Below are 25,631 nucleotides of genomic sequence, written 5' to 3' on the forward strand. Positions count from 1 at the left end.
TTGAATCACACCGTGCTCCCGCTCGCTTCGTACTCCAGAGCGGCGATGGAGGTGGGCGCGTCGGCCACCGAGCCGGCCAGTTCCTCGAACTCGTTGATGCTGTCGATCTCGAGGCCCATGGACACATTGGTGATCCGTTCGAGGATGACCTCCACCAGCACCGGCACCCGATGCTCGGCCATCAACTTCTTGGCGTCCTCGAGCGCCTGCCCGATGCGGTCGGGCTCGGAGACGCGAATGGCCTTGCAGCCCAGACCCTCCGCCACCTTCAGGTGATCGACGCCGTAGCCGCCCACCTCGGGGCTGTTGATGTTGTCGAAGGACAGCTGCACGTAGTAGTCCATGTCGAACTGCCGCTGCGCCTGCCGGATGAGACCGAGGTAGGAGTTGTTCACCACCACGTGGATGTACGGGATGTTGAACTGCGCGCCGACCGCCAATTCCTCGATGAGGAACTGGAAGTCGTAGTCACCCGACAGCGCGACCACGGGGGTGTCCGGATCGGCCGTCGCCACGCCGAGCGCGGCGGGCAGGGTCCAGCCCAGCGGTCCGGCCTGGCCCGCGTTGATCCAGTGCCGCGGCTTGTACACGTGCAGCAGCTGCGCCGCCTGGATCTGCGACAGGCCGATGGTGGTGACGTAGCGGACGTCCGAGCCGAAGGCCCGGTTCATCTCCTGGTACACCCGCTGCGGCTTGATCGGCACCGCGTCGAAATGGGTCTTGCGCAGCAGGGTGCGCTTGCGCTCCCGGCACTGCGCCGCCCAGTTAGACCGGTCCGGCAGCCGCCCGTCGGCGGCCATCTCCCGCGCCACCTCCAGGAACACCGTCAGCGCCGCACCGGCGTCGGAGACGATGCCGTAGTCGGGGGCGAACACCCGCCCGATCTGCGTCGGCTCGATATCGACGTGCACGAAGGTGCGTCCGCGCGTGTAGGTGTCGACACCGCCGGTGTGCCGGTTGGCCCATCGGTTGCCGATGCCCAGCACGAAATCCGATTCCAGCAGTGTGGCATTGGCGTAGCGATGCGAGGTCTGCAAGCCCACCATGCCCGCGTGCAGCGGGTGGTCGTCCGGGATGGTGCCCCAGCCCATGAGCGTCGGCACCACGGGAACGCCGGTCAGCTCGGCGAATTCGACGAGCAGATCGGCGGAATCGGCGTTCACCACGCCGCCGCCCGCCACCAGCAGCGGCTTCTCGGCGGCGGCCAGCATGGTGAGCGCCTTCTCCGCCTGCGCCCGGGTGGCGGCGGGATGGTGCACGGCGAGCGGTTCGTAGGTGTCGATATCGAATTCGATCTCGGCCAGCTGCACGTCCAGGGGCAGGTCGATGAGCACCGGGCCGGGCCGCCCGGAGCGCATCAGCTGGAACGCCTTCTGAAAGGAGCCGGGCACCTGGGCGGGCTCCAGCACCGTCACGGCCCACTTGCACACCGGGGCGGCGATCGAGGCGATATCGACGGCCTGGAAGTCCTCCTTGTGCAGTTTCGCCACCGGCGCCTGGCCGGTGATGCACAGGATCGGAATGGAATCCGCACTGGCGGAATACAGTCCGGTGATCATATCGGTTCCGGCCGGGCCCGAGGTGCCGACGCAGATGCCGATGTTCCCGGCCTGGGCGCGGGTGTAGCCCTCGGCCATGTGCGAGGCCGCCTCCACGTGCCGGGCGAGCACGTGGCGGATGCCGCCGTGCGCCCGCATGGCGCTGTAGAAGGGGTTGATGGCCGCGCCGGGCAGCCCGAAAGCCTGTGTCGCGCCTTCCTTCTCCAGGATCAGGACGGCCGCGTCCACGGTGCGCATCCGTGTCACGCCCGCCCCTTCCCGGCCAGCGCCTCGGCCACCAGCAGCAGCGCGGAGTGGTCCAGGGAGCCGTGGCCCATGGCGCGGGCGGCGGCGATGAGCTGCGCGGTCTGCGCGCCCATCGGGATCGGCACCTCGGCCTGGCGGGCGGCGGCCAGGATGATGCCCATATCCTTGTGGTGCAGGTCGATGCGGAAGCCCGGCTGGAAGCTGCGCTCCAGCATGGTCTTGCGCTTGAGTTCGAGGATGCGGCTGCCAGCCAGCCCACCCGCGAGCACGTCGAGGCCCTTCTCGGCATTCGCGCCCAGCGACTCCATGAGCAGGATGGCCTCGGCGATCAGGGCGTAGGTGCCGCCCACCACCAGCTGGTTGGCCGCCTTCACGACCTGCCCGGATCCGTTCGGGCCGACCAGTTCGAAGGTCTTGCCCACCGTCTCGAAGATCGGTGTGGCGGTGGCGAAGTCGTCCTCGTTGCCGCCGACCATGATGGACAGCGTGGCGTTCACCGCACCGGGCTCACCGCCGGAGACCGGGGCGTCGAGCACCCGCAGACCACGCTTGGCGCCCTCGGTGTAGGTCCACTCGGCGGTGCGCGGGGTGATGGTGGAGAAGTCGATGTAGAGGGTGCCCTCGGCGGCGTGCGCCAGGACCTCGGCGAACACCGCCTCCACGTGCTCGTCCTGCGGCAGCATGGTGATGACGATGTCCTTGTCGCGCACCGTCTCCGCGATATCGCCGCCACCGGTCGCGCCGACGGTGGTCAGCTTGTCGATGGCGGTGGGGTTGACGTCGTAGACGGTGACATCGTGACCGGCCTTCACCAGATGCCCGGCCATCGGGCCGCCCATGATGCCCAGTCCGACGAATCCGATCTTGCGCCCACCCGTCACCCGGCCGCCGCCCCCCACGGAGTCGCTACGCGATGCTGTTGTCATTTGATCCACTCCCAATCCAGTTCGGGGTCTTTGTATTCCAGGCCGATCCAGCCGTCGTAGCCGCTGGCGTCCAGGGCGGCGAACAGTCCGTCGAAGTCGAGGACGCCGCTGCCCGGCCGCCCGCGCCCCGGCGAGTCGGCGATCTGCACGTGGCCGATGTAGCGGCCCCAGGTGTCGATGACGGAGGTCAGGTTCTCGCCCATGCGGGCCAGGTGGTAGAGGTCGCAGAGGAAGCGCACATTGGGCTCGCCGACCTGTTCGATGACCCGCACCGCCTGGGCCGCGGAGACGATCGGATACGACTGCGACTCATAGGAGTTGAGCGCCTCGAGCAGCACGGTCGCCCCGATGCGCTGGGCGGCGCGGGCGGCCAGGCCGAGGTTCTCCAGGGCCAGTTCGTCCTGCTTCTCCGCGTCCTCGCCGGGAATCCGATTGCCGTACAGGGCGTTCAGCGCCGTGCAGCCGGTGCGCTCGGCGATGCCGAGCGCCACGTCGATATTGTCGCGGAATCGGGTCTCCTCCCCCGGCACCGAGACCAGGCCGCGGCCCGCGGGAATGAGGTCGATGAAGTTCAGGCCGACCAATTCCACCCCGGCGTCGCCGATGGCGCGCACGAAGGCGTCGATCTCCTTGTCGCCCGGGGTCGGATTCTCTCCGAACGGCCACCAGAATTCGACGCCGTCGAATCCGGCCGCCTTGGCCGCGGCGGGCCGTTCCAGCAGCGGCAGGTCGGTGAAGAGAATCGAACAGTTGACGTCGAATTTCCGAGGCGAGCCTCCGGGTCCGTATTTCATTTCTTTCCCTCGCGATAAGTCGTCCAGCTGCCGAATTCGGTGATGTCGATCAGCTGCGGATAGGAAACCGGCGGACGGCGCAGCACCATGGACAGCACCGAACGGCCGTCCTCGAGTTCGATCACGCCGAGCTCCAGTTCCGGCGGTTCCGCCGGAAGCAGGCTGGTACGCAGCACTTCCATCGGTGCGTCGAACAATTCCCCGACAATCGGAGCGCCCCCATCGGACACGGGATGCAGGCCCGGGAACCGGTCGCCGACCGAATAGAACCGGTAGTGCGGCGCGGTTTTCACCTCACCCGCGAACGGTGCGCCCGCGAGCAGATGATTCAGCGGCCCACCACGCATGGCTCCGCCATTCAGGAAAATGAGAGGCATCGTGAGTCCTTCCTCCCCCGGTGACCGAAAGTATGTCCGGAGTCACACCGCCCGCGATAGGCCGATGAGCACCAAACATCCGAATCGATTCGGGGCTGTTTTCGTAGATTCGTCCAGCCGGGCATTCAGTCCCGGATGTCGTCGTCGATTCGCTCGCCGAATCCGTCGCGTTCGTCCGCCGCGGCGGCGAACACGGACGCGCCCGAACGATTGCCGATGGTGATCTCGTTGAACAAGAGATTGAGCAGCACGGCGACGATGGCAGTGGCGCTGATACCGGAGTGCATCACCACACCGATCCATTCCGGGAACGCGTCCCAGAACGTCGGGGCCGCAATGGGTATGACGCCGAAGGCGAGCGATACGGCCACGATCACCATGTTCAGGTTGTCCTCGTAGCGCACCCGCGCCAGCATCCGAATGCCGCTGGCCGCAACGGATCCGAACAGCACCACGGCGGCACCGCCGAGCACCGCGTCCGGGATGGCGGCCACCACCGCGCCGATGACGGGCACCAGACCCAGCAGCATGAGCACCAGGCCGCCGGTGGCGACCACGAACCGGCTCTTGATGCCGGTCAGCGCCACCAACCCCACATTCTGTGCGAACGCGCTGCACGGGAAGCTGCCGAACAGCGGCGCGAAGGCCGAGGAGGCCATATCGGCGCGCAGTCCGGCCGCCACCCGCTTGGTGTCGACCTCGGTATCGACGATCTCGCCGATCGCGAGGATGTCCGCGGTCGCCTCGGTCATGATCACCAGAATCACGATGGTCATGGCCACGATGGCCCCGACCTCGAAGGTCGGCGGACCGAAGGGGAACAGCGGCGGCAGCGCCACCAGCGGACTGTCGCCGACGTCGGAGAAGTCGGCGCGACCGAGGACCACGGCCACCACGGTGCCCAGCACCAGGCCGATGAGGATCGACAGCCGGGATATCGCGCCCTGGAAGACCCGGCTGATCACCAGGATCACCAGCAGGGTCAGGCCCGCGAAACCGATATTGGACATGGACCCGTAGTCGGGTTGTCCCGGATCACCGCCCATCGCCCAGCGCAGGGCGACCGGCAGCAGCGACAGCCCGATCACCGTGATGATGGTGCCGGTCACCACCGCCGGGAAAAGCCGCACCAGATGCGCGAACACCGACGACAGCACCAGGCCGATCACACCGGCCACGATGATGGATCCGTAGACCGCGCTCAGGCCGCCGCTCTCGGAGATGGCCACCATGGTGGAGACGCTCACGAACGACACGCCCTGCACGATGGGCAATCGGCTGCCGACCGGACCGATGCCCAGCGCCTGGAGCATGGTGGCCAGTCCGGACACGAACAGGCCCGCGGTGACCAGCAGCGCCATCTCCGCCGGCGACAGCCCGGCCGCACCGCCCACGATGAGCGGCGGCGCGATCACCCCGCCGTACATGGTGAGGATGTGCTGGGTGCCGTAGGCGAGGGTGGCCAGCGGTGGATAGGTCTCGTCCTCGGGCCCCGGGGTCCGATTCTTGTTGAAGAGCTTCACGGAAGCATCACTCCCTCAACAGAATCCGGGTACGGCGAACCACGCGGCCCCGGGATCGGAGGCGTCGTCGCGGTGCACGCTGGCCTCGATCAGCCCGTAGGGGCGATCGGCGGCGATGAACACCTCACCCGGGTTCTCCACGTGGAACGGGCTCAGGTCCACCAGGAAGTGGTGCTTGTTGGGCGCGGAGAACTTGATCTCGGCGACCTCCGGAAGCTGTTCCAGCACAGCGCGTCCCATGCTGTAGAGGGTCTGTTGCAGGGCGAGCGAGTGCACCGCCGCGAACTGCCGCAGCAGAATCGAACGGATGGCGTCGAAGGACTTGTCCCAGTTCACGTCCAGGTGGTCGTAGCGCCACCGGGCCACCAGCGAGGTGGCCATGATGCGGTCCTTGGTGGGCCGCAGGGTGGTGTACTTGTCCTCGAAGAAGCCGTGGAACTCCGACCCCGTGGACTTGAACAGCACCAGGTCCCGCAGCCCGGACACCACGTGGGTGCGTCGGTCCGGGCCGTAGCCGTCCATATTGACCACGGTGGTGCGCACCTCGGAGCTGCCGCGCACGAAAGCATGATCGTGCTCCGCGCCGTCCACCGGTATGCGGTTCCAGGCGTACTCCTCGATCTCGATACGCGCCCCGTCCGCACCGGGGGTGCGGGAGATGAAGTGGTCGGCCAGTACCAGCGCGAAGTCCTCGACCGCCTCCACCCCCTTCTCCTTGGCGAAGGCGAAGGCGGTGTTCTTCTGAGTGTCGGTGGGCAGCACATCCTTCTGGTCGCCGGTGATGTGCGCGTCGTCGAACCTGCCCCGCAGCGAGGTGGAGACGTTGAGGTCCCGGATCCGGTGCCGGTCGGTGTCGCGGTAGACGCGCACGATCCGGTTCTCGGCCTTCCCGTATTGGTTGGGGCCCAGCTGAATGGCCACGGTGATCAACTCCCTCTGTAGACGGAACAGGCGAAGGGGCTCAGCAGCAGCGGCACATGGTGGTGGCCGCTGTCGGCGGGGGTGAAGGTGATGTCGACGGCGGAGAGGAAGTAGTCCTGCCCGGTGGTCGCGGCGTAGTAGGCGACCCCGAAGACCAGCCGGTAGCCGCCGGGGTCCAGCCGGTCGAGCCCGAAATCGCGGATACGGCCGTCGGAGTCGGTGACCGCGATGGCGAGGACTTCGGCGGTATCGCCGTCGACGCGTTCCAGCCGCACGGGCACGCCGACGGCGGGCCGCCCCAGGGCGGTGTCGAGGACATGGGTGGTGACGGCGCTCATGCGGGCACCACCACCCGGCGCAGGCGCAGCAGCGCGATCTTGCGCAACTCCACCGCCACCACCGCGGCCTCGGTCTCCGGGTCGTTGCCCAGCCGCAGCAGCAGGGCCGCGAGCACCTCGGAACTGGTCAGCCCGGTGGCGCAGATGAGGAAGACGCGACCGAAGCGCTTCTCGTACAGGCGGTTCGCCGAATGCAGGGCGGCGGCGGTCTCCACGTCGGCATCGATGCGGGACTGCTCCTCGCGGGACCAGGAGGCGCCGCGGCCGGAGCCGGGAGCGCGCTCGCCGATGCGCGGGTGGGCGGCGAGCGCGCGCTCCACGGCCTCGGGGCGCAGCGCTCCGGCCAGTTGTTCGGCGGTACCCAGCAGGCTGTCGAGATCCGGGTAGGGCCGGGCATCGAGCAGCGCGTCGGCCCATTCGGGCACATCGCAGCAGTCGAGCAGGGCCGGGCGCAGCCAGGCGGCCTCCATACTGTTGAACTCGTCGAGCACGACCATGAGCTGCACTTTCTCGTATTGCGGAAGTTGAATTCCGACTAACGAAATAGTGGCACGGATCACGCATTGGCGTCAACAGTTTGTTGAAATTCTGTGCTGACAGTCTGCGCCCAGGCGCGACGCACCTACCCGGAAAACGACGAATCCCGCTGCCGTGCAGCGGGATTCAGGAAGCTATGAACCGGGTCAGGACCGGGTGCGGTTGAGATAGTTGTAGACGGTGAACCGGGTGACGCCCAGCGCCTCGGCGACCTTCTCGGCGGATTTGCGGTAGCTGAACGCGCCCCGCTCCTCCAGCAACCGCACCGCCCGCTGCTTTTCGTCTCTCGGCAGATCGGCCAGCCGACCACCGAATTCGGCCGCGACATCGCTGAGCAGACGGTCGATACCCTGATCGGTCTCCGCGCCCGGTGCGGCCAGTCGCACCCCGGCGAGGGTCGCGCCCTCCCACACCAGCGGGACGTCATCGGGGGCGCACTCCTGCGGTGGCACCAGCCTGCCGCCGATCCGCTCCAGCAACGGAGCCACCGTCACCAGCACCGGATGGCTCGTGTCCAGCGTCGCGCGCTCACTCATCGACACGCTCGACCTGCAGGGTCACCCGGGTCGCACCGTGCGCGAAGGCGGCGGCGAGCATATCGCGCAGCGCGGGCAGCAGGGTCTCGTCGGAACCCGATACCGACGTGCCCAGGGGGCCGAATTCACAAGCCAGACCGGCACTTTGCAGGACATCGAGGGTCTCGGTGGCGTGCGGCGGCGGCTGCCCTTCGCCGTGGAAGGGTTCGGTGGTGAACTCCGCGCGCAGCCGCATGGCCCTCAGGCTACCGCCACCACTCCCCCGGTAAACTTCCGCCATCCGGAAACTTCGACGAGGCGGTTCAGTGGCGAATTCAACCAGCGGGCGCTCCGGCGGCGTGCAGTCGGTGGAGCGGGCGTTCGGCCTGCTGGAGACCATGGCCGACCAGGGCGGCACGATGGGACTATCGCAGTTGGCCGAGGCGTCCGGCCTGCCGCTACCCACGATCCACCGGCTGGTGCGCACCCTCGTCGATCTGGGGTATCTGCACCAGGATCCGTCGCGGCAGTACGTGCTGGGGCCGAAGCTGATCAAACTGGGCGAGAGTTCGGCGCGCATGCTCAGCTCGCAGGCGCGACCGCATCTGGCGCGGCTGGTGGACGAACTCGGGGAATCGGCCAATATGGCCATGCTGGACGGGGATCGGATCGTCTACGTCGCCCAGGTGCCCTCGCGACATTCGGTGCGCATGTTCACCGAGGTGGGCCGCCGGGTGCTGCCGCACTGCACCGCGGTGGGCAAGGCCATTCTGGCCGGAATGCCGCCGGAACGGGTACGAGAGCTGTTGCAGCGCACCGGCATGCCGCGCTACACCGACCACACCGTCACCGACGCCCGGGAATTCACACGGCAGTTGGAGCGCGCCGCCGAGAACGGCTACGCCATGGACGACGGAGAGCAGGAGGTGGGAGTGCGCTGCGTCGCCGTCGCGGTGCCCGAAGCCCCCGCACGGCTGGCCATCTCGATCTCGGGACCGGCCGGGCGGATGAGCGATGAGCTGGTGGCGCGGGCGGTGCCCCTGCTCGCGCAGGTCGGCCGCGCGTTGGCGGCCGACCTGCGGTGAAACACTAACCACCCAGGACGAGTTCGATACCGGAGATGGCGAAGTACGCGGCGAAGACCGCGCTCACGATCCACACCAGCCCGTGGATCTCCCCGAACTTGCCGCGCGCCGCCTTGATCACCACGTAGGCGATCAGGCCGGCACCGACGCCATTGGTGATGGAGTAGGTGAACGGCATGAGCACGATGGTCACGAAGGCCGGGATGGCCACTTCCAGATCCGACCAGTCGATCTTGCGGGCCTGGGTCATCATGAGCGCGCCCACCAGCACCAGGGCGGGTGCGGCGGCCTGAATCGGCACCACCGCCGCCAGCGGCGTGAAGAAGATGGCCGCGCAGAACAGTCCACCGGTGACCACACTCGTGAGTCCGGTACGGGCCCCCTCACCGACGCCCGTAGCGGATTCCACGTACACCGTGCTGCCCGCGCCGCCGGTGGCCCCGCCGATGATCTGCGCGACACCGTCGGTGGTCAGGATCTTGCCGAAGCCGGGCATGCTGCCCTTCTCGTCCAGCAGTCCGGCCTCGTCGCAGACGCCGAAGACGGTGCCCATGGCGTCGAAGAAGCCGGTCAGCACCAGGGTGAACAGCACCACGCTGGCGACCAGCGCACCCGCCTCGGCGAAGCCGCCGAACAGGTCGACATTGAACATGAGTCCGAAATCCGGTGCGGCGAACAACGATTCGGGCGCTTCCGGAACGACGGTGCCCCAGGCCATGGGATCGATGGTGGCCACGGAGTTGATGATGATCGCGAGTACCGTCGCCACCGCGATGCTGATCAGCATGGCGCCGGGCACCTTGCGGGCGAACAGCGCCAGCATGAGCAGCAGTCCGACCGCGAACACCACCACCGGCCAGCCCTCGAGATGTCCGTCCACGCCGAGCGTGACCGGCGGTCCGCCCGCCGCGCCATTGCCCACCACCCCGGAGGACACCAGGCCGATCATGGCGATGAACATGCCGATGCCCACGCCGATGGCGTTCTTGAGCGCCAGCGGAATCGCGTTGATGATCATGGTGCGCAGGCCGGTGGCGGCCAGCACCACGATCACCGCGCCCATGAGCACCACCAGTCCCATGGCCTGCGGCCAGGTCATGTGCGGAGCCGCCTGGTAGGCGACCACCGGGACCAGACCCAGGCCCGCGGCCAGGGCGAGCGGCACATTGCCGACCAGACCCATGAGCACGGTGGAGAGTCCGGCGGCGAGCGCCGTGGCGGTGGTCAGCTGGGGAATGCTGAGCTTGTCGCCGTTGATGTCGGTGACACCGCCGAGAATCAGCGGCACCAGCAGGATGACATAGGCCATCGCCACGAATGTGGTGATGCCGCCGCGGATTTCGCGGGAAACGGTGGTCCGCCGTTCGCTCAGTTTGAAGAACCGGTCGAGCGGCGACCGGACGGCGACGGTATCCGGCTGTGATCGGCCGGACGGGGACTGGAGCTGGGTCATGGCTGCCCTCCTCAGGGCATAGCCGACCTGCGGTCCGACCCGAATGTGCCGGACCGAGATTCGGTCGTTGCTGTTGTGGGGTCTCTACCGCGTGGGATGCGGTCTGCCCCTGTTGATCAACTGCTCCGGAGTAAGGCTCCGGTGGCCTGTGTTTCCTTCCGTGCGCTCGGGTGGGGTCATCGGGAGTGGGTCATCGGGACTGCTGCCGCAGCAGCCGTTGCCGGGCCAGGACACCGGCCTGTCCGACCATGTCGTGCGGCAGCGTGCGCAGTTCGTCGTTCTCGACCACGGTGCGACCGCCGACCAGCAGCCGCGTCAGCGGCGGAGTGGGGCCGAACACCAGGGCGCAGATCGGATCCTCGACCGCGGCCCGGAAGCCGTCCACCCGCCAGACGGCGATATCGGCGAGCTTGCCCGGCTCCAGCGAACCGATCTCGTGCTGGCGGCCCAGATTGCGCGCACCGCCGAGGGTGCCGAGCTCGAGAGCCTGGCGGGCGGTGAGCGCGGTGGGGCCGTGCACGGCGCGCTGGAACAGCATGGCCTGGCGCATCTCTCCGGCCAGGGAGGTGAGTTCGCTGGAGGCGGCGCCGTCCACGCCGAGTCCGACCGGCGCGCCGGCGGCGAGCAGTTCGGACACCCGCGCGATACCCGCACCGAGCCGGGCATTGGAGCTCGGGCAGTGCGCGGTGCCGGTGCCGGTCTCGGCGAAGCGGCGGATATCGGCGTCGTGCAGGTGCACGGCGTGGGCGAACCACACGTCGTCGCCGAGCCAGCCCAGCTTCGCCATGTATTCGACCGGGGAGCAGCCCATCTGCTCGCGGCAGTGCTGCTCCTCGTCGAGGGTCTCGGCGAGATGGGTGTGCAGCCGCACACCCTTGGTGCGGGCCAGCGCGGCGGCGTCGAGCATGAGGCCCTCGGTCACCGAGAACGGTGAGCACGGGGCCACGGCCACCCGCAGCATGGAGTCGAACGACGGATCGTGGTAGGTGTCGATGAGTTCGGCCGTGCTGGCCAGGATGTCGTCACGGCTCTCGACCACCTCGTCGGGCGGTAGGCCGCCGTCGGACCGGCCGCGATCCATGGAACCGCGACACGGATGGAAGCGCAGCCCCACCTCCTGGGCGGCGCGCACCTCCGCGGCGAACAGGTCGCCGCGCCCCTTCGGGAACAGGTAGTGGTGATCGCTGGAGGTGGTGCAGCCGGTCAGCGCCAGCCAGCTCAGCGCCGCGGTGGCCGCGCCGTACACGACGTCGGCGTCCATACGCGCCCAGGTGCGGTACAGGCCGGTCAGCCATTCGAACAGCGTCGCGTCCTGGAACAGGCCCTGGGTGGCCCATTGGTAGAGATGGTGGTGGGTGTTCACCAGGCCCGGGGTCACCAGGCAGCCGGTGGCGGAGAGGCGTTGCGCGCCCACCACCGTCGGCGCCGGTCCGGCGCCGAGGCTTCGAATACGGCCACCCTCGATCACCAGGTGGCCGTGCGGGATCTCATCGCCCACGACCGGTGCGATGTAAGCGTTTTCGATGATCAGTGTGCTCATGGTGTCGCGTACCGATCCTCAGGACGTAGGAGATCCATTGCGCCGCTAGTACTCTCAATCCCAGGCGGGACCGGCGGTAGGGACCGAGCGCACCACCGTGCCCTCGATGAGACCGTACGGACGATCCGCGGCCCAGAACACCTCGTTGTCGTTGACCTGGCCGAACGGGGTCAGATCCACCTCGAAGTGGTGCTTGTTGGGCAGTGCCAGCTTGACTTCCACGATGTCGGAGACGGTTTCCAGCACCCGCTCCCCCATGGCGTACAGCGTCTGCTGCAACGACAGGCTGTGCGTGTCGGCGAACGCCTGCAGCAGGCAGCGACGCACGATCTCGTAGGACTTGTCCCACTCGGCGGTGTCACCGGAGTGCCGCCACTGCGCCTCCACCTCGGTGGCCAGCACGCGGTCACGGGTCTCGCGCAGGGTGGTGTACTGGTCGCGGATGTAGCCGTGGAACTCCGAGCCGGTGGAGTTCAGCACGGTCAGGTCCTTCAGGCCCGACACCACCCACGCCTTGTTGCCGTCGTAATGGATACGGGCGGTGCGGGTTTCGCGGCCCGAGCGCACGAACGAGTGCGGATGGGCGTTGAGCCCCACCACATTCCGCTCCCAGGCGTACTCCTCGATCTCCACGCGGGCGTGGTCGATGGTGGGCTGGGAGTCCACGAAATGCCGGGCCAGACGCAGGCCGAACTCCTCCGGCGAGGCGATGCCGTACTGCTTGGCGAAGGCGAAGACGGTGTTCTTCTGGGTGTCGGTCGGCAGCACCGCGCCGTTGTCGCCGGTCAGGTGCACGTCCTCCATGTCGCCGGACAGCGCCACGCTGACGTTCAGATCGCGCAGATCGTGCTTGTTGCCGTTCTTGGTGACCCGGACGACGCGCGTTTCCGCCTTGCCGTATCGGTTGGGACCGAGCGTGATCGACATTGTTCAGCTACCTCGATAGGTGGAGAAGGAGTACGGACTGAGCAGCAGGGGCACGTGATAGTGCTCCGCCGGGTCGGTGACCGTGAAAGCGATGGTCACCGACGGATAGAACGGACTGATATCGCCGGTGTCGAAGACCAGCCGATGCGTCCCGGCACCGGGCGCGGGCAGATCCTTGATCCGACCGTCGGCGTCGGTGCGGTGCTCGGCGAGCACCGTTCCGTCGGCGGCCTCCAGTCGCACCGGCAGTCCCGCCGCCGGGCGGCCGGTGGCCGCGTCGAGTACATGGGTGGACAGACTCACAGCAGCCCCAACAGTTTTCGGATACGCAGGACGGTGATGTCGGCGAGTTCGGCGCGCACCTCGACGCGCTCCTCCTCGACCGAGTTGTGCAGCCGTCGGTGCAGGGCGGTCAGGATCTCGGTCACGCCGCGGCCGGTGGCGCGGATCAGGAAGACGTGGCCGAAGCGCTCCTCGTAGGCCAGATTGCGGGCGACCAGTTCGGCCTTGACGGCGTCGTCGGCGGTGGCGGCGTCGGACTGCTCCTGTCGCGACCACTGCGTCTCACGCCGCGCGTCCTCGGCGGACATCCCCGCGCGATGGGCGGCCTCGGCCCGCTCCCCGATACGCGGATGCGCCGACAGCGCCTCCTCCACATCGGACCACGCGAGTTCCCGCACCCCGTCCACCGCTGCGGCGAGCAGACTCGCCTCGTCGGCGTAGGGCCGGTTGGCCACCATCTTGCGCACCCACTGGCGCGAGGCACAGCAACTGAGCAGCTGCGCTTCGGCCTCTTCGAGGGGCAGCGAACCGAGCCATTCCAGGCGACTCGACATCCGACCTCCATCCCTTGACCAGCTACGCCGGTAAGTACACAGGGCGGCCGTGACCAGCGGCAGGGACGAGATCTCCGAAGATGTGGCCTGCTTCACAGCGGTCGGTTTGTAGATACATCCAAGTTCCGTAACCTCGATGTCACTGGCTGTTAGCCTCGGCAATCATGCGGTTGCATTCCCTGCTGGCCATGACCGATCTCGGCCTGCGACTCGTCACCGGCGAGGGCGAGTTGGAACGGTTCGTGCGCTGGGTCGTCACCACCGACATGCTCGACCCGAGCCGATATCTCTCCGGCGGCGAACTGGTGCTCACCGGCCTGCAGTGGTGGCGCGAACCCGCCGACAGCGAGGCGTTCGTCTCGGCGCTGGCGCGCGCCAAGGTGGCGGGACTGGCCGCCGGGGACGCGCTCTACGGCGAGGTGCCCGCCGATCTGGTCGCGGCCTGCGAACAGCACCGCATCCCGCTGTTCCGGGTGCCCGAACACATCGCCTTCGCCACGGTCACCGAACAGGTCAACCGGCATCTGTCCACCGGCCGCGCCGCCGACCTGTCGGCCATCCTGGACCGGCACCGCCGCCTGGTCTCGGGCGAGGGCCTGGATTCGGTGCTGGAACTCGTGGAACGCAATCTGGGCATGCCCTGCTGGGTGGTGTCGTCCACCGGGCGGGTGATCGCCGGACCCGCGGCACCGCCGCCCGCCGCGCTGCGCACCGCCTTCCTGGCCGCCCGGCGACTGCCGCACGTGTCGACCGTCGACGGCACCCGCTATTCGCTGTTCGCGGTGGACCCCGACGGCACCTCGCGGGTCGCCGACTGGTTCCTGGTCTTCGCGGGCGACTACAAGGACTGGCACGAGGAGCGCCGCACCCTGATCGGGGAACTGGCCGCCGTGGTGTCGCTGGAACGGGCGCGGCTGGACGATCGGCAGAGCTCCGAGGGGCGACTCGCGCAGGAGCTCATCGAACTCATCGTCTCCGACGCCAAGACGGCCGACATCGTGTCGCGGCTGGAACTCACCGGGCTCGCACTCTCCGACCGCTACCTCGCGGTGGCCGCCACCGCCGACTCCGGGGCGGTGCGCCCGCGCGAACTGCGCGCGCTGCTGCGGGAGATCCTGCACGATCGCAGCCCCGCCGCCGGGGTGGTCGACGGCGAGGCGATCGTGCTGGTGGCCCTCGGCGGCGACACCTCGCTCGACGACCGCATCCACCGCGCCGTGGAAGCGCTCGGCCCCGGACTCCAGGGCAGTCGGCTGTCGGTCGGCATCAGCGGCGCGGTGGAGGGCGAGGGCCTGCGCGGCGCGATCGAGGAGGCCCGCTACGCGCGCCGCATGGCCGCCGAACGCCCGCAGCCGACCAGTGTGGTGCGCCACGACGAACTGGCCACCCACATGCTGCTGCTGGCCAGCGTGCCGGACGAGGTGCGCCGCATGTTCCGCGTCCGGCTGCTGGACCCGCTCATCAACTACGACAAGGACAATCGCGCCGATCTGGTGAACACGCTGGAGACCTTCCTCGAACTGTCGGGTTCGTGGGCCCGCTGCTCGGAGGTGCTGCACGTGCACGTGAACACGCTGCGCTACCGCATCCAGCGCATCGAGGAGCTCACCCAGCGCGATCTGTCCCGGCTCGAGGACCGCGTCGACTTCTTCCTGGCGCTGGCCCTGCGCTGATCCGCTACTCCACGGTCACGCTCTTGGCGAGGTTGCGCGGCTTGTCGATATCGCGGCCCAGGGCGCGGGCCAGGTGGTAGGCGAACAGCTGCAACGGCACCGTCAGCAGGATGGGGTCCAGTTCGCGGGTGGTGTGCGGGGCGCGAATCACCGCGTCCGCCAAGCCCTCCGGAAGGTCGGCGTTGGTGACGGCGATGACCGGGCCGCCGCGGGCCTTGATCTGCTCGATGGTGGCGATGTTCTTGGTGAGCAGTTCGTCGTCCGGCACCAGCACCACCGACGGCATATCCGGGTCGATCAGGGCCAGCGGGCCGTGCTTGAGCTCGGAGGCCTGATACGCCTCGGCGTGGACGTAGGAGATCTCCTTGAGCTTCTGCGCGCCCTCGCGGGCCACCGGCCAGCAGCGCACCCGGCCGATGAAGAACATGCGGGTGGCGTCCTTGAACTGCTCTGCCACGGCGGCGATCTCGGCGTCCATGGCCAGTACCTCGGCCACCCGGTCGGGCAGTTCGCTCAGGGCCGACACGATGCGGGAGCCGTCGGCGACACCGAGGTCGCGCACCCGGCCGAGCAGGGTGGCCAGCAGGGCGAAGCAGACGCTCATATTGGTCACGGCCTTGGTGGAGGCCACCGACACCTCCGGACCGGCGTGCAGGAAGACGCCGCGGCCGCATTCGCGGGCGATGGCGCTGCCGACGCCGTTCACCACGCCGATCACCTGACCGCCCTTGCGCTTGAGTTCCTGCACCGCGGCGAGGGTGTCGGCGGTTTCCCCGGACTGGCTGACCGCGACGTACAGGGTGTCGTGTTCGACCACCGGATTGCGGTAGCGGAACTCCGAGGCGGGTTCGGCGTCCGCGGGCAGCCGGGACAGCTCCTCCACCAGGCTCGCGCCCAGCTGACCGGCGTAGTAGGCCGACCCGCAGCCGAGGAACTTGACCCGCCGGATCGCCCGCAGCTCGCGGGCATCCAGGCGCAGGCCGTCGAGGCGGGAGGTGGCGAAGCGCTCGTCGAGGCGGCCCAGCAGGGCGCGGCGGATGGCGTCGGGCTGCTCGCTCATCTCCTTGTGCATGAAGTCGTCGTGCCCGCCCAGCCGGTAGTCGGCGTCGTCGACCGCCACGGTGGTGGCCGTCTTGGCGGTGCGCACCGCCTGCAGGGTGCTGGTGTGGAAGTCGTCGGCGGTGACGGTGGCCAGTTCGCCGTCGTCGAGGAACACCACGCGCTGGGTGTGCCGGACCAGGGCGGCCACATCGGAGGCCACGTACATCTCGCCCTCGCCGATGCCGAGCACGATGGGGCTGCCGTTGCGGGCAACCACCAGTTCGGTGGGGGTGCGCAGGTCGAGCACGACCAGACCGTACGCGCCGTCGACCTCGGTGAGCGCGGCCCGCACCGCATCCTCCAGAGTCGCCGCACCGGCGTCCATCCGCGCCGCCACCAGGTGTGCGATGCATTCGGTGTCGGTCTCGGAGACGAACTTCACCCCGGCGCTGGTGAGCTTGGCGCGCAGCACGTCGGCGTTCTCGATGATGCCGTTGTGCACCACCGCGATCCGCTTGGCGGTGTCGAAGTGCGGGTGGGCATTGGCCTCGGACGGTTCACCGTGGGTGGCCCAGCGGGTGTGCCCGATGCCGATGGTGCCCAGCCCGCCGTCCCCGACCAGGTCCCGCAGTTCGTCGACGCGCACGGCGGCCTTGGTGACCTTCATCCGGCCCCGGTGCAGCACCGCGATCCCCGCGGAGTCGTAGCCGCGGTACTCCAGCCGCCGCAGCCCCTCCAACAGGATCGGTGTCGCCGCCTTGTGGCCGACGTAGCCGACGATTCCACACATACGCTCGCTCTTTCCTTCGGATATCGGACAAATAGGGGCGCGGACGCTCAGCCGTACACAATGCGGCGCAGCTGCCGTTCGGTCAGCTCCCCCGCCCGAACCGGCCGGTTGGCCAGTTCCCCGGCCAACTCCACCCAGATCTCCGCGTTCTTGCGCCCACGCCCACGCAACTCCGCATGCCGCCGCCGCACATACTCCTCGGTCGTCTCCCCGAAATAGGCGACCACATCGGCGACCACCCGGGCCGCCACCGCCAACGGCAGCCCGGTGGACCCGGCGACATGCCGAACCAGATCACGCGGCGGAGCTTCGGTAGCAGGCACGGCGACCACCCTAGCCACTCCACGCGCCGATGGTGGAATTTCCTGCCCGATTTCGGGCACAGATTCGTTGCGTCTAGCCTGATGGCCATGATGGTGGGCTTCGACCTCGATATGACCCTGGCGGATACGCGGGCGGGGATCGGGGCCGTGTACGAGCGGTTGGCGGCCGAGACGGGCGTGGCTATCGATGTGGAGTTGGTGACCTCGCGGTTGGGGCCGCCGTTGGCGGTGGAGTTGGCGAACTGGTTTCCGGCCGGGGAGGTCGATGCCATGGTGGCGCGGTATCGGGAGTTGTATCCGGGGATCGCGGTGCCGGCGAGTGTGACCATGCCGGGGGCGTGGGATGCCATCGAGGCAGTGCGTGCCAGGGGTGGGCGGACCATGGTGGTGTCGGCCAAGAATCATCGGGACACGGTGGCGACGGTGGCGTTCCTGGGGTTGCCGGTGGATGTGGTGCGGGGTGGGCTGTGGGCCGCGGAGAAGGGGATCGCGCTGCGGGAGCACGGGGCGGGGCTGTATGTGGGTGATCATCCGGGCGACGTCGACGCGGCACGGGCTGCCGGAGCGTTCAGCCTGACCGTGGCGACGGGCGGATACAGCGCCGCGGCGCTGCGGGACTACGGTGCGGACGCGGTGTTGTCGGAGCTGACGGCCTTCCCGTCCTGGTTGCGCGACAATCCGATCCAGCCGCCCAGCAGTCCGCCCAGCGCCGCCACCGCGACGGCCAGCAGCGCGAACACCACGACCAGCACCACCAGCCCGAGCGCCATCGACACATAGCCCTGGCCGCGCGGGTCGATGAACGGGTACGGGTACCAGTCCACGATCGGCCCTCGCACCAGCGTGTACGCGCCGTAGACCACGGGATAGATCAGCCACAGCCCGACCAGGCGCAGACCCGCGATCAACCCCGCGGGCACCAGCAGCCAGTCCACCAGCAGCACGATCGGCAGCACCCGGTGCAGGACGTCGTTGATCCACCGGTCGGTCAGCATGACATCGATATCGGCCAGCAGCACCGCGTACACCACGCCGGTGATCACCAGGTACAGCGTCGCCGCGCCGCGCACCAGCTGCCACCGCCGCGACCTCGGATCCAGCACGCCGCCGACCAGCAGCACGACGACGCCCAGCACATTGGATTCGATGGTGAAGTAGCTGAAGTAGTTGGCGGTGGAGAAGGTCTCCACATCGAGATTGCGCAGCGGAATCCACAGCAGCGCCACCACACCGAGCACACCGAAAGCGATCCGGGCCGAGCGAATCCAGAGCGGTGTCGCTGAACTGGTCACCATGGGTACGATCGTCCCACAGCACGAGTGCGGAACAGCGACATTCGGCGGGTGTGGCAATCCTCCCGCTAGCCCTGACCGGCCGCCGGCCCACCGCCGCCGCGCAAACCGGGCAAAGGCTTCGCTACGCTGGTTGACGCAATGACCAGGACCGCCGCCACCTTCCGCGAGCTTCGTTCCCGCCTGGCCGATCTCTCGATCCGCGACGAACACCGTTTGCGTCGGCGGCTCGACAAGGTCCGCGGCGGCGATCTCAGCCAACTCGAAGCCGATATCGACGCCGCCGCCCAGCGCGTCGCCGCCCGCCGCGCCGCGGTGCCGACCATCCGCTATCCGGAACAGCTGCCGGTCTCGGCGCGACGCGACGATATCGCGAAGGCCATCGCCGAGAACCAGGTCGTGATCGTGGCCGGTGAGACCGGCTCGGGTAAGACCACCCAGCTGCCGAAGATCTGCCTGGAACTGGGTCGCGGCATCCGCGGCACCATCGGCCACACCCAGCCGCGGCGACTGGCCGCACGGACGGTGGCCGAGCGCATCGCGTCCGAACTCGACACCGAACTGGGCGATGTGGTGGGCTACACGGTCCGCTTCACCGATCAGGCGTCGGATCGCACGCTGGTCAAACTCATGACCGACGGCATTCTGCTGGCCGAGATCCAGCGCGACCGGCTGCTGCGCCGCTACGACACCATCATCATCGACGAGGCGCACGAACGCAGCCTCAATATCGACTTCCTGCTCGGCTATCTCGAGCAGCTGCTGCCCAAGCGGCCCGACCTCAAGATCGTCATCACCTCGGCCACCATCGACCCGGAGCTGTTCGCGAGACATTTCGCGGACGAGAAGGGTACGCCCGCACCGATCGTCGAGGTGTCGGGGCGCTCGTATCCGGTCGAGATCCGCTATCGCCCACTGTCGCTGGAGATTCCGCTCACCTCGGACGATCCCGACGACGAGGACACCGAGATCGTGGACCGCGATCCCACCGACGCCATCGCCGACGCGGTGCGCGAACTCCAGCGCGAGGGTGACGGCGACATCCTGGTCTTCCTGTCCGGCGAACGCGAAATCCGGGATACCGCCGACTCGTTGCGCGATCTGAAGCTGCCGCGCACCGAGATCCTGCCGCTGTACGCGCGGCTCTCGGCGGCCGAACAGCACAAGGTGTTCGCGCCGCATACCGGCCGCCGCGTGGTGCTGGCCACCAATGTGGCCGAGACCTCGCTCACCGTGCCCGGTATCCGCTACGTCATCGACCCGGGCACCGCACGCATCTCGCGGTACTCCATGCGCACCAAGGTGCAGCGACTGCCCATCGAGCCGATCTCCCAGGCGTCAGCGCGGCAGCGCTCCGGCCGCTGCGGCCGCGTGGCGGACGGCATCGCGATCCGCCTGTACTCCGAGGACGATTTCGACTCGCGCCCCACCTTCACCGAACCGGAGATCCTGCGCACCAATCTGGCCGCGGTCATTCTCCAGATGACGGCGCTGGGACTCGGCGATATCGAGAGCTTCCCGTTCGTGGAGGCACCCGACAGCCGCGCCATCCGCGACGGCATCGCGCTGCTCGAGGAGTTGGGCGCGCTCGGCCGCCGCTCCGAATCCGAATCGGCCGCGCGGCCCGGCATTGCGGACGCCGGACTGGTGCTGACCCCGGTCGGCCGCGATATGTCCCAGCTGCCGGTCGATCCGCGCATGGCTCGCATGCTGGTGGAGGCACACCGCAACGGCACCCTGCCCGAAGTGCTGCGCATCGTCGCGGCGCTGTCGATTCAGGATGTGCGCGAACGGCCGGTGGAGCATCAGCAGGCGGCCGACACCAAACATGCGCGGTTCACCGTGGAGGGTTCGGACTTCCTGGCCTACCTACACCTCTGGGACTACCTCGCGGATCAGCGGAAAGCACTGTCGTCCAACCAGTTCCGGCGGCTGTGCCGCGACGAGTTCCTGCACTACCTGCGCATTCGGGAGTGGCAGGACCTGCACGGGCAGCTGCGCACCATCACCCGCGGGCTCGGCTGGACGGTCGAGGAGCGCACCGAGCGATCGGTGCTCGGCGACGACGCCCTGCCATGGGACACCACCTCGATCCACCAGGCGCTGCTGTCCGGCATGCTCTCGCATCTCGGTGTGCGCGAAGCGGAATCGCGGGAGTTCCTGGGTGCCCGCAATGCCAAGTTCATGATCTTTCCGGGCTCCTCGCTGGCCAAGAAGCCGCCGCGCTGGGTGATGGCCGCCGAACTGGTGGAGACCTCCAGGCTGTGGGGCCGCATGGCCGCGCGGATCGAACCGGAATGGGCCGAGCGCCTGGCCGGGGACCTGGTCAAACGCACCTACTCCGAACCGCATTGGTCGTCCAAGCGCGGCGCGGCCATGGCCTACGAGCGCGTCACGCTCTACGGGGTGCCGCTGGTGACGCAGCGGCGGGTGGACTTCGGGCGCATCGACCAGCAGCTGTCCCGCGAGCTGTTCATCCGGCATGCCCTGGTGCAGGGTGAGTGGCAGACCAGACACGCCTTCTTCCAACGCAATCGGGATCTGCTCGAGGATGTCGCCGATCTGGAGCACCGGGCCCGGCGACGCGACATCCTGGTCGACGACCAGGTGCTGTTCGACTTCTACGACCAGCGGATCCCCGCCGACGTGGTGTCGGTGCGGCATTTCGACAGCTGGTGGAAGAAGGAGCAGCGCAAGAATCCGGACCTGCTGGACTTCACCGCCTCCACCATCGTCAACGAGGATGCGGCACTGCTGGATCCGACCGCGTACCCGGACAGCTGGCGGCAGGGCGAGCTGACCTTCCCGCTCACCTATCAATTCGAACCCGGCCAGGCCGATGACGGTGTCACCGTGCACATTCCGGTGGCCCAACTGGCGCACGTGCGCGCGGTGGGCTTCGACTGGCTGGTGCCGGGCATGCGCGAGGAACTGGTCACCGCGCTCATCAAGACGCTGCCGAAGCAGTTGCGGCGCATGGTGGTTCCGGCACCGGACTACGCGCGCGCGGCGCTGGAGACGCTCACGCCGCGCGCCGAACCACTGCGCACCGGACTGGCGCGGGAGCTGTCGCGGCTCGGATCGGTCACCATCGCGCCCGGACAGCTGGATCCGGCGGGCCTGCCCGATCATCTGCGCATGACCTTCGCCGCGGTCGACCAGTCCGGGGCGATCGTGGCGCGCAGCAAGAGCCTGGCGGAGCTGAAGAACGGGCTGGCCGAGCAGGTCTCGAAATCGGTGGCGCGGGCCAACAACGCCGCCGAACGCGCACCCGCCACGGTGTGGACCTCGGAATCGCTCGGTGAGCTGCCGACCTCGGTCAAGCGCCAGGTGGGGGGTCAGACCATCACCGGCTATCCGGCCCTGGTGGCCGAACCGGAGGGTGTGGCGGTCCGGGTGCTCAGCTCACCGGGCGAACAGGCCGCGGCCATGCGGGTCGGTACGCGCACCCTGCTGCTCGGTGCGCTGCCGACGTCGCCGCGCGCGGTCACCGCGGGGCTGCCGCCCGCGGATCGGCTTGCGCTGAGCCAGAATCCGTACGGCTCGCTGGATGCGCTGCTGGAGGACTGCCGCGCCTGCGCCGCCGATGAGCTCATCGCCGCCGCGGGTGGTCCGGTGCGCGGTCCCGAGCAGTTCCAGGCACTCGTGGAGCGGGTGCGACCGGAGTTCGGCACCGCGGTGGCGCGGATCGTGCGTCTGGTGGTGCCGGTGTTGGCCGAGGCGCACCGGGTGCGGTCGGCGCTGGTCGACACCCGTGATCGCGAGGCGGTCGAGGATGTGCGCCATCAGCTCGACGATCTGGTGTTCCCCGGATTCATCTCCGAGTGGGGCAGCGCGCGGCTGCGCGAGCTGCCCCGCTATCTCGAGGCCGCGCGGCTGCGGTTGGAGGCGCTGCCCGCTGCCGCCGGACGGGACCGGCAGGGGATGATCGAACTGGACCGCGTGCACGCCGCCTACGATCGGCTGGTCGACGCACTGCCCGAGGGGCGGCGTGGCGGGCGCGATGTGGTCGAGATCTGGTGGATGATCGAGGAATTGCGGGTGAGTCTGTTCGCGCAGCAGTTGGGTACGCCGTATCCGGTGTCGGTCAAGCGGATCGAGAAGGCGATCGACGCGGTGCGGAAGGCCCCTGCCCGGCGGTGAGGGTGCCGCGGCCGGGACTCGGCGCTAGGAGCGAAGGCTGCGGTTCGGAGTGCGCAGCGCTTGCCCACCCCGCGCCCCTGGCGCAGACTGCCCAAGCGCACCCGTGCCGTTCGGCCGCAGGGCGGCGAGCCCTCGTCAGTCCGCGGTCGCGCCGACGGACTGTTCCTCGCGGTGTTTGCGTAGTTCGGCGATCTCGCGTTCGAAATCCTCTGCGGAGCTGAAGGATCGGTAGACGGAGGCGAAGCGGAGGTAGGCGACCTCGTCGAGGTCGCGCAGCGGGCCGAGGATGGCGAGGCCGACCTCGTGGCTGGGCACCTCCGGGGAGCCCTTGGCGCGCACCGCATCCTCCACCTGCTGGGCGAGCAGGTTGAGGGCGTCGTCGTCGACCTCGCGGCCTTGGCAGGCGCGTCGCACGCCGCGGATCACCTTTTCGCGGCTGAACGCCTCGCTCACGCCGCTGCGCTTCACCACCGAGAGAATCGCGGTTTCGACCGTGCTGAACCGCCGCCCACACTGCGGGCAGGCACGTCGCCTCCTGATGGCGGTGCCTTCCTCGGCCTCACGCGAGTCGACCACCCGGGAATCCGGGTGACGACAGTACGGGCAATGCATTCCGGATCCTTCGTCGATGCCTGGGGTCCTCAGCAACCCCGAGGATACCCGGCGGGACGCAATTACCGTGCGCCCGGTCTTGACATCAGGCCGTCAGCTGCCACTGCGAGGTCACGTCGGCGAGCAGATCCGGCAATCTGACCAGGAGGCGGCCGTTCGCCAGCTTGGCCGGGAAAGGCTCGGCCAGAACCGGTCTCGCGACCACGGGATCGGCGACCATGGCCAGATAGCTGGGCAGCAGATCGTTGACGATGTAGTGCCAGCGCGTGTCCCGATCCGCCCAGTTGAAATCGGGCAGCGGCGTGCGCAGTGAGATGGTGCGCCCGCCCGCCTCGGCGGTGAGGGTGGTGGGCGCGAAAACGCCGGGGGCGCGCACGCCGGGTACGGCCGCCTTCCCGGCGACGGTGCTCACGTAGGTCATGACCCGGCCCATGGCTCCCCGCCCCCGGGAGGTCACGTCCCACTGGTCGGCGATGATCTGATTCTGTTCCCGGTCGGTCATCCGCACCGCCGCGTCCGCCAGACCGGCCGGGGTGCCGCCCGCGATTCCGCGCCAGGCCAGGATGGCGTTCTCGTCCAGGACCCCGGCCCGGTACATCTCCTCCACCGCGGCCAGGCCGCCGGCCACGTACGCCTCGTGCATCGGCACCTGGTCGATGAAGATGTGCTTCTGCATGATCATCAGCCGGGTCTGATACCAGGTCAGATCCGCGGCGGTGAGCCGTGCGCCCGCGCTGGCGAGCAGCCGGATATCCGAGGGCAGGATGTCGAGCAGCTCCGGCGGTGTGGTGCGCAGCAGGTCGGCCACGGCATTGCCGAGCTGATGCACGCCGGGCACGCTCACGATCGCACCCATATCGCTCATATCGAAGAAGCCGGAGGCGAACGAGCCGCCCGCCAGCCCGGCCAGGCCCACCCAGTAGAAGTCCGGATGCTCGTTGTTGAGCCGCAGATAGTTCACATACACCTGGGTGAAGGTGCGGGTATTGGCGTCGACGCCGAGGGTGGGGTCCCAGGCCGCCAGGTCGATATCGGCATGGCGGGTGGCGACCGTGAGCCAGTACTGATGCAGCAGCGTGGCATAGCGGCGCGGTGCCACACCCGCCGCGCGAACCTCGTCGAGTGCCAGGCGCAGCGACTCCGGGTCCAGCGGCAGCGCCGGATGCAGCCCGCCACCACCGGCCCCGTCGCCGTTCACCGGCGGCAGGTCCAGGTAGGCGGCATAGGCCGAGTCGGCATGGGCCGCCGGTGCCGTGACGAGTGTGGCCGGTACCGCGACCATGCCCAGTGCCAGGCAGCTCGCCATGCCCAGCAGTCGAACCACGGCCCCGGTTCGCCGATTTCCCTTGCTACGTCCGCTCATCGATCGCACATTCCCCTGTTGCCGCGGTCACATCCCCGAGGAACGTAGCAACACGTTTCAGTTTGCGATCAACAATTCCGGCCACACCCGGTGGCCCATTCGACCCAACTCCCGCGGCGACCTTCCCCAGTCGCCGCGGAAGCCGAGCGCCTAGCGCGGAACGGCGGGCGGCACCTGGGCGGGCGCAATCTCGCTGGACATGATCTCGGCGGGCATGATCTCGGCGGGCACGGTCTGCGAGCCGAACTCACCGGCACGCAGCTGCGCCAGCGCGATCAGACCCGCCACCGCCATGGCGCTCACCAGTGCCGCGATGGCCAGCGCCGCGAGCCCGGCCTGTGCGCGCTGCACCCGACTGAACGAGGGGCGGCGGCGCATCGCCTCGGGTTCGGTGCGCATCACGACATGGTCGCGACGCATCCGCGCCCGGCCGTAGGACACGACACCGGGGCGTGGCCGATTCCGACACGGCCGCCGTTCCGCGACCGGGCGCGACGCGGCATTCACGACACGCGCGGGCGCGAAGCTGGCGCGGATGGCGCGCGGGATGGTGTCGAAGCCGAGATCGCTTCCCAGGGTGTCGAATTCGCTGACCACAGTGCGCATCGAACAAACCTCCGAAGTGGGCTTATGGTGGATGTGCCGAACATGTTCGCTCATGTGTTCGAAGAACTGATGTTCGAATTTCTACCACGCCCCACCGATAGAATCCAGTATTTCCGCGACATGCGTCGAACAGATGTTTGATCCAGCGCGGCCCTCGGACTACAGTCGAAGCACGAATTCCGGGTAGCCACCCACAATTCCGGTGCAGCAG

24 protein-coding genes and 1 pseudogene are annotated in these 25,631 nt (G+C 68.5%); 4 read left to right on the top strand and 21 right to left on the bottom strand.

The window, feature by feature from the left end; genetic code table 11:
- Nucleotides 1-5: 5 nt before the first annotated feature.
- From gcl to FOH10_RS19485, 10 genes are all read right to left on the bottom strand, one after another.
- On the bottom strand, nucleotides 6-1,805 hold the full coding sequence (gene gcl / locus FOH10_RS19440) for a glyoxylate carboligase (RefSeq protein ID WP_143981821.1): 1,800 nt from the start codon (nucleotides 1,803-1,805) through the stop codon (nucleotides 6-8).
- Nucleotides 1,802-2,632 carry an NAD(P)-dependent oxidoreductase gene (locus FOH10_RS19445; protein ID WP_228809123.1) on the bottom strand — a complete coding sequence of 277 codons (831 nt, stop codon included), beginning with the start codon at nucleotides 2,630-2,632 and terminating at the stop codon, nucleotides 1,802-1,804. The genes gcl and FOH10_RS19445 overlap by 4 nt, the downstream gene beginning before the upstream one ends.
- A 95-nt stretch (nucleotides 2,633-2,727) precedes the next feature.
- Nucleotides 2,728-3,525 carry a hydroxypyruvate isomerase family protein gene (locus tag FOH10_RS19450; RefSeq protein WP_143981823.1) on the bottom strand — a complete coding sequence of 266 codons (798 nt, stop codon included), beginning with the start codon at nucleotides 3,523-3,525 and terminating at the stop codon, nucleotides 2,728-2,730.
- Nucleotides 3,522-3,902 carry an allophanate hydrolase-related protein gene (locus FOH10_RS19455; protein ID WP_029932897.1) on the bottom strand — a complete coding sequence of 127 codons (381 nt, stop codon included), beginning with the start codon at nucleotides 3,900-3,902 and terminating at the stop codon, nucleotides 3,522-3,524. The genes FOH10_RS19450 and FOH10_RS19455 overlap by 4 nt, the downstream gene beginning before the upstream one ends.
- Nucleotides 3,903-4,027: 125 nt before the next feature.
- A complete protein-coding gene (locus FOH10_RS19460; protein ID WP_244961282.1) occupies nucleotides 4,028-5,425 on the bottom strand; it encodes a nucleobase:cation symporter-2 family protein in 1,398 nt (465 codons plus the stop codon).
- A gap of 15 nt (nucleotides 5,426-5,440) precedes the next feature.
- Nucleotides 5,441-6,346: a factor-independent urate hydroxylase gene (pucL, locus tag FOH10_RS19465; protein ID WP_143981824.1), complete on the bottom strand. Its 906-nt coding sequence runs from the start codon at nucleotides 6,344-6,346 to the stop codon at nucleotides 5,441-5,443.
- Between the two features lie 5 nt (nucleotides 6,347-6,351).
- Entirely contained in the window at nucleotides 6,352-6,684 is a 333-nt protein-coding gene (gene uraH / locus FOH10_RS19470; RefSeq protein ID WP_039815645.1) for a hydroxyisourate hydrolase, read from the bottom strand.
- Nucleotides 6,681-7,181: a 2-oxo-4-hydroxy-4-carboxy-5-ureidoimidazoline decarboxylase gene (gene uraD, locus FOH10_RS19475; RefSeq protein WP_143981825.1), complete on the bottom strand. Its 501-nt coding sequence runs from the start codon at nucleotides 7,179-7,181 to the stop codon at nucleotides 6,681-6,683. The genes uraH (FOH10_RS19470) and uraD (FOH10_RS19475) overlap by 4 nt, the downstream gene beginning before the upstream one ends.
- A 186-nt stretch (nucleotides 7,182-7,367) precedes the next feature.
- On the bottom strand, nucleotides 7,368-7,757 hold the full coding sequence (locus FOH10_RS19480; RefSeq protein WP_029932902.1) for a helix-turn-helix domain-containing protein: 390 nt from the start codon (nucleotides 7,755-7,757) through the stop codon (nucleotides 7,368-7,370).
- Nucleotides 7,750-7,992, bottom strand: a complete 243-nt coding sequence (locus tag FOH10_RS19485) for a thiamine-binding protein (protein ID WP_029932903.1) — start codon at nucleotides 7,990-7,992, stop codon at nucleotides 7,750-7,752. The genes FOH10_RS19480 and FOH10_RS19485 overlap by 8 nt, the downstream gene beginning before the upstream one ends.
- Before the next feature lie 142 nt (nucleotides 7,993-8,134).
- Between FOH10_RS19485 and FOH10_RS19490 the strand changes: the two genes are divergently transcribed.
- Nucleotides 8,135-8,821, top strand: coding sequence for an IclR family transcriptional regulator (locus tag FOH10_RS19490; RefSeq protein ID WP_244962101.1), 687 nt, complete (start codon nucleotides 8,135-8,137; stop codon nucleotides 8,819-8,821).
- A 4-nt stretch (nucleotides 8,822-8,825) separates the two neighbouring features.
- Here FOH10_RS19490 and FOH10_RS19495 read toward each other — a convergent pair whose 3' ends face one another.
- The 5 genes from FOH10_RS19495 to uraD (FOH10_RS19515) all read right to left on the bottom strand — a co-directional run bounded on the left by FOH10_RS19495 (nucleotide 8,826) and on the right by uraD (FOH10_RS19515) (nucleotide 13,577).
- Nucleotides 8,826-10,274 carry an NCS2 family permease gene (locus tag FOH10_RS19495; protein ID WP_143981827.1) on the bottom strand — a complete coding sequence of 483 codons (1,449 nt, stop codon included), beginning with the start codon at nucleotides 10,272-10,274 and terminating at the stop codon, nucleotides 8,826-8,828.
- A gap of 190 nt (nucleotides 10,275-10,464) precedes the next feature.
- Nucleotides 10,465-11,814, bottom strand: coding sequence for an 8-oxoguanine deaminase (locus FOH10_RS19500; RefSeq protein WP_186000534.1), 1,350 nt, complete (start codon nucleotides 11,812-11,814; stop codon nucleotides 10,465-10,467).
- Between the two features lie 54 nt (nucleotides 11,815-11,868).
- Nucleotides 11,869-12,741: a factor-independent urate hydroxylase gene (gene pucL / locus FOH10_RS19505; RefSeq protein WP_029932907.1), complete on the bottom strand. Its 873-nt coding sequence runs from the start codon at nucleotides 12,739-12,741 to the stop codon at nucleotides 11,869-11,871.
- 3 nt (nucleotides 12,742-12,744) lie between these two features.
- Entirely contained in the window at nucleotides 12,745-13,044 is a 300-nt protein-coding gene (gene uraH / locus FOH10_RS19510; protein ID WP_029932908.1) for a hydroxyisourate hydrolase, read from the bottom strand.
- Nucleotides 13,041-13,577, bottom strand: a complete 537-nt coding sequence (gene uraD, locus FOH10_RS19515; protein ID WP_143981828.1) for a 2-oxo-4-hydroxy-4-carboxy-5-ureidoimidazoline decarboxylase — start codon at nucleotides 13,575-13,577, stop codon at nucleotides 13,041-13,043. The genes uraH (FOH10_RS19510) and uraD (FOH10_RS19515) overlap by 4 nt, the downstream gene beginning before the upstream one ends.
- Before the next feature lie 164 nt (nucleotides 13,578-13,741).
- On the opposite strand from uraD (FOH10_RS19515), the gene FOH10_RS19520 reads away from it, so the two are divergent.
- A complete protein-coding gene (locus FOH10_RS19520; protein ID WP_029932910.1) occupies nucleotides 13,742-15,250 on the top strand; it encodes a PucR family transcriptional regulator in 1,509 nt (502 codons plus the stop codon).
- Between the two features lie 4 nt (nucleotides 15,251-15,254).
- Here FOH10_RS19520 and glmS read toward each other — a convergent pair whose 3' ends face one another.
- Together glmS and FOH10_RS19530 are read right to left on the bottom strand one after the other, a co-directional pair.
- Nucleotides 15,255-17,081, bottom strand: a complete 1,827-nt coding sequence (gene glmS, locus FOH10_RS19525; RefSeq protein ID WP_143981829.1) for a glutamine--fructose-6-phosphate transaminase (isomerizing) — start codon at nucleotides 17,079-17,081, stop codon at nucleotides 15,255-15,257.
- 47 nt (nucleotides 17,082-17,128) lie between these two features.
- The gene (locus FOH10_RS19530; RefSeq protein ID WP_143981830.1) at nucleotides 17,129-17,404 is read right to left on the bottom strand and encodes a hypothetical protein; all 276 of its coding nucleotides are present in this window, start codon (nucleotides 17,402-17,404) and stop codon (nucleotides 17,129-17,131) included.
- Nucleotides 17,405-17,515: 111 nt separating this feature from the next.
- Between FOH10_RS19530 and FOH10_RS35750 the strand changes: the two are divergent.
- Nucleotides 17,516-17,995, top strand: a pseudogene (locus FOH10_RS35750) (HAD family hydrolase); the annotation flags it as partial.
- Between the two features lie 26 nt (nucleotides 17,996-18,021).
- Here FOH10_RS35750 and FOH10_RS35755 read toward each other — a convergent pair.
- Complete coding sequence (locus FOH10_RS35755) at nucleotides 18,022-18,699, bottom strand: Pr6Pr family membrane protein (protein WP_244961283.1); 678 nt, start codon at nucleotides 18,697-18,699, stop codon at nucleotides 18,022-18,024.
- A 138-nt stretch (nucleotides 18,700-18,837) separates the two neighbouring features.
- On the opposite strand from FOH10_RS35755, the gene hrpA reads away from it, so the two are divergent.
- Nucleotides 18,838-22,839 (top strand): ATP-dependent RNA helicase HrpA, encoded by a 4,002-nt coding sequence (gene hrpA, locus FOH10_RS19545; protein ID WP_143981831.1) that lies wholly within the window; start codon nucleotides 18,838-18,840, stop codon nucleotides 22,837-22,839.
- Between the two features lie 135 nt (nucleotides 22,840-22,974).
- Here hrpA and nrdR read toward each other — a convergent pair whose 3' ends face one another.
- The 3 genes from nrdR to FOH10_RS19560 form a co-directional block, all read right to left on the bottom strand.
- Nucleotides 22,975-23,451 carry a transcriptional regulator NrdR gene (nrdR, locus tag FOH10_RS19550; protein ID WP_039815659.1) on the bottom strand — a complete coding sequence of 159 codons (477 nt, stop codon included), beginning with the start codon at nucleotides 23,449-23,451 and terminating at the stop codon, nucleotides 22,975-22,977.
- Nucleotides 23,452-23,536: 85 nt separating this feature from the next.
- Nucleotides 23,537-24,814, bottom strand: a complete 1,278-nt coding sequence (locus FOH10_RS19555; protein WP_244961284.1) for a hypothetical protein — start codon at nucleotides 24,812-24,814, stop codon at nucleotides 23,537-23,539.
- Nucleotides 24,815-24,964: 150 nt separating this feature from the next.
- Nucleotides 24,965-25,420, bottom strand: coding sequence for a hypothetical protein (locus tag FOH10_RS19560; RefSeq protein ID WP_143981832.1), 456 nt, complete (start codon nucleotides 25,418-25,420; stop codon nucleotides 24,965-24,967).
- Between the last annotated feature and the right edge of the window lie 211 nt (nucleotides 25,421-25,631).

This window comes from Nocardia otitidiscaviarum (genome assembly GCF_007362295.1).
GTDB lineage: Bacteria > Actinomycetota > Actinomycetes > Mycobacteriales > Mycobacteriaceae > Nocardia > Nocardia otitidiscaviarum.

Coding starts and splice junctions, on each gene's coding strand:
- FOH10_RS19445 (WP_228809123.1), bottom strand. CDS start 2,632: ATGGCCGGGCATCTGGTGAAGGCCGGTCACGATGTCACCGTCTACGAC.
- FOH10_RS19450 (WP_143981823.1), bottom strand. CDS start 3,525: ATGAAATACGGACCCGGAGGCTCGCCTCGGAAATTCGACGTCAACTGT.
- FOH10_RS19455 (WP_029932897.1), bottom strand. CDS start 3,902: ATGCCTCTCATTTTCCTGAATGGCGGAGCCATGCGTGGTGGGCCGCTG.
- uraH (WP_039815645.1), bottom strand. CDS start 6,684: ATGAGCGCCGTCACCACCCATGTCCTCGACACCGCCCTGGGGCGGCCC.
- uraD (WP_143981825.1), bottom strand. CDS start 7,181: ATGGTCGTGCTCGACGAGTTCAACAGTATGGAGGCCGCCTGGCTGCGC.
- FOH10_RS19480 (WP_029932902.1), bottom strand. CDS start 7,757: ATGAGTGAGCGCGCGACGCTGGACACGAGCCATCCGGTGCTGGTGACG.
- FOH10_RS19485 (WP_029932903.1), bottom strand. CDS start 7,992: ATGCGGCTGCGCGCGGAGTTCACCACCGAACCCTTCCACGGCGAAGGG.
- FOH10_RS19490 (WP_244962101.1), top strand. CDS start 8,135: ATGGCCGACCAGGGCGGCACGATGGGACTATCGCAGTTGGCCGAGGCG.
- FOH10_RS19495 (WP_143981827.1), bottom strand. CDS start 10,274: ATGACCCAGCTCCAGTCCCCGTCCGGCCGATCACAGCCGGATACCGTC.
- FOH10_RS19500 (WP_186000534.1), bottom strand. CDS start 11,814: ATGAGCACACTGATCATCGAAAACGCTTACATCGCACCGGTCGTGGGC.
- pucL (WP_029932907.1), bottom strand. CDS start 12,741: ATGTCGATCACGCTCGGTCCCAACCGATACGGCAAGGCGGAAACGCGC.
- uraD (WP_143981828.1), bottom strand. CDS start 13,577: ATGTCGAGTCGCCTGGAATGGCTCGGTTCGCTGCCCCTCGAAGAGGCC.
- FOH10_RS19520 (WP_029932910.1), top strand. CDS start 13,742: ATGCGGTTGCATTCCCTGCTGGCCATGACCGATCTCGGCCTGCGACTC.
- glmS (WP_143981829.1), bottom strand. CDS start 17,081: ATGTGTGGAATCGTCGGCTACGTCGGCCACAAGGCGGCGACACCGATC.
- FOH10_RS35755 (WP_244961283.1), bottom strand. CDS start 18,699: ATGGTGACCAGTTCAGCGACACCGCTCTGGATTCGCTCGGCCCGGATC.
- hrpA (WP_143981831.1), top strand. CDS start 18,838: ATGACCAGGACCGCCGCCACCTTCCGCGAGCTTCGTTCCCGCCTGGCC.
- nrdR (WP_039815659.1), bottom strand. CDS start 23,451: ATGCATTGCCCGTACTGTCGTCACCCGGATTCCCGGGTGGTCGACTCG.
- FOH10_RS19555 (WP_244961284.1), bottom strand. CDS start 24,814: ATGAGCGGACGTAGCAAGGGAAATCGGCGAACCGGGGCCGTGGTTCGA.
- FOH10_RS19560 (WP_143981832.1), bottom strand. CDS start 25,420: ATGCGCACTGTGGTCAGCGAATTCGACACCCTGGGAAGCGATCTCGGC.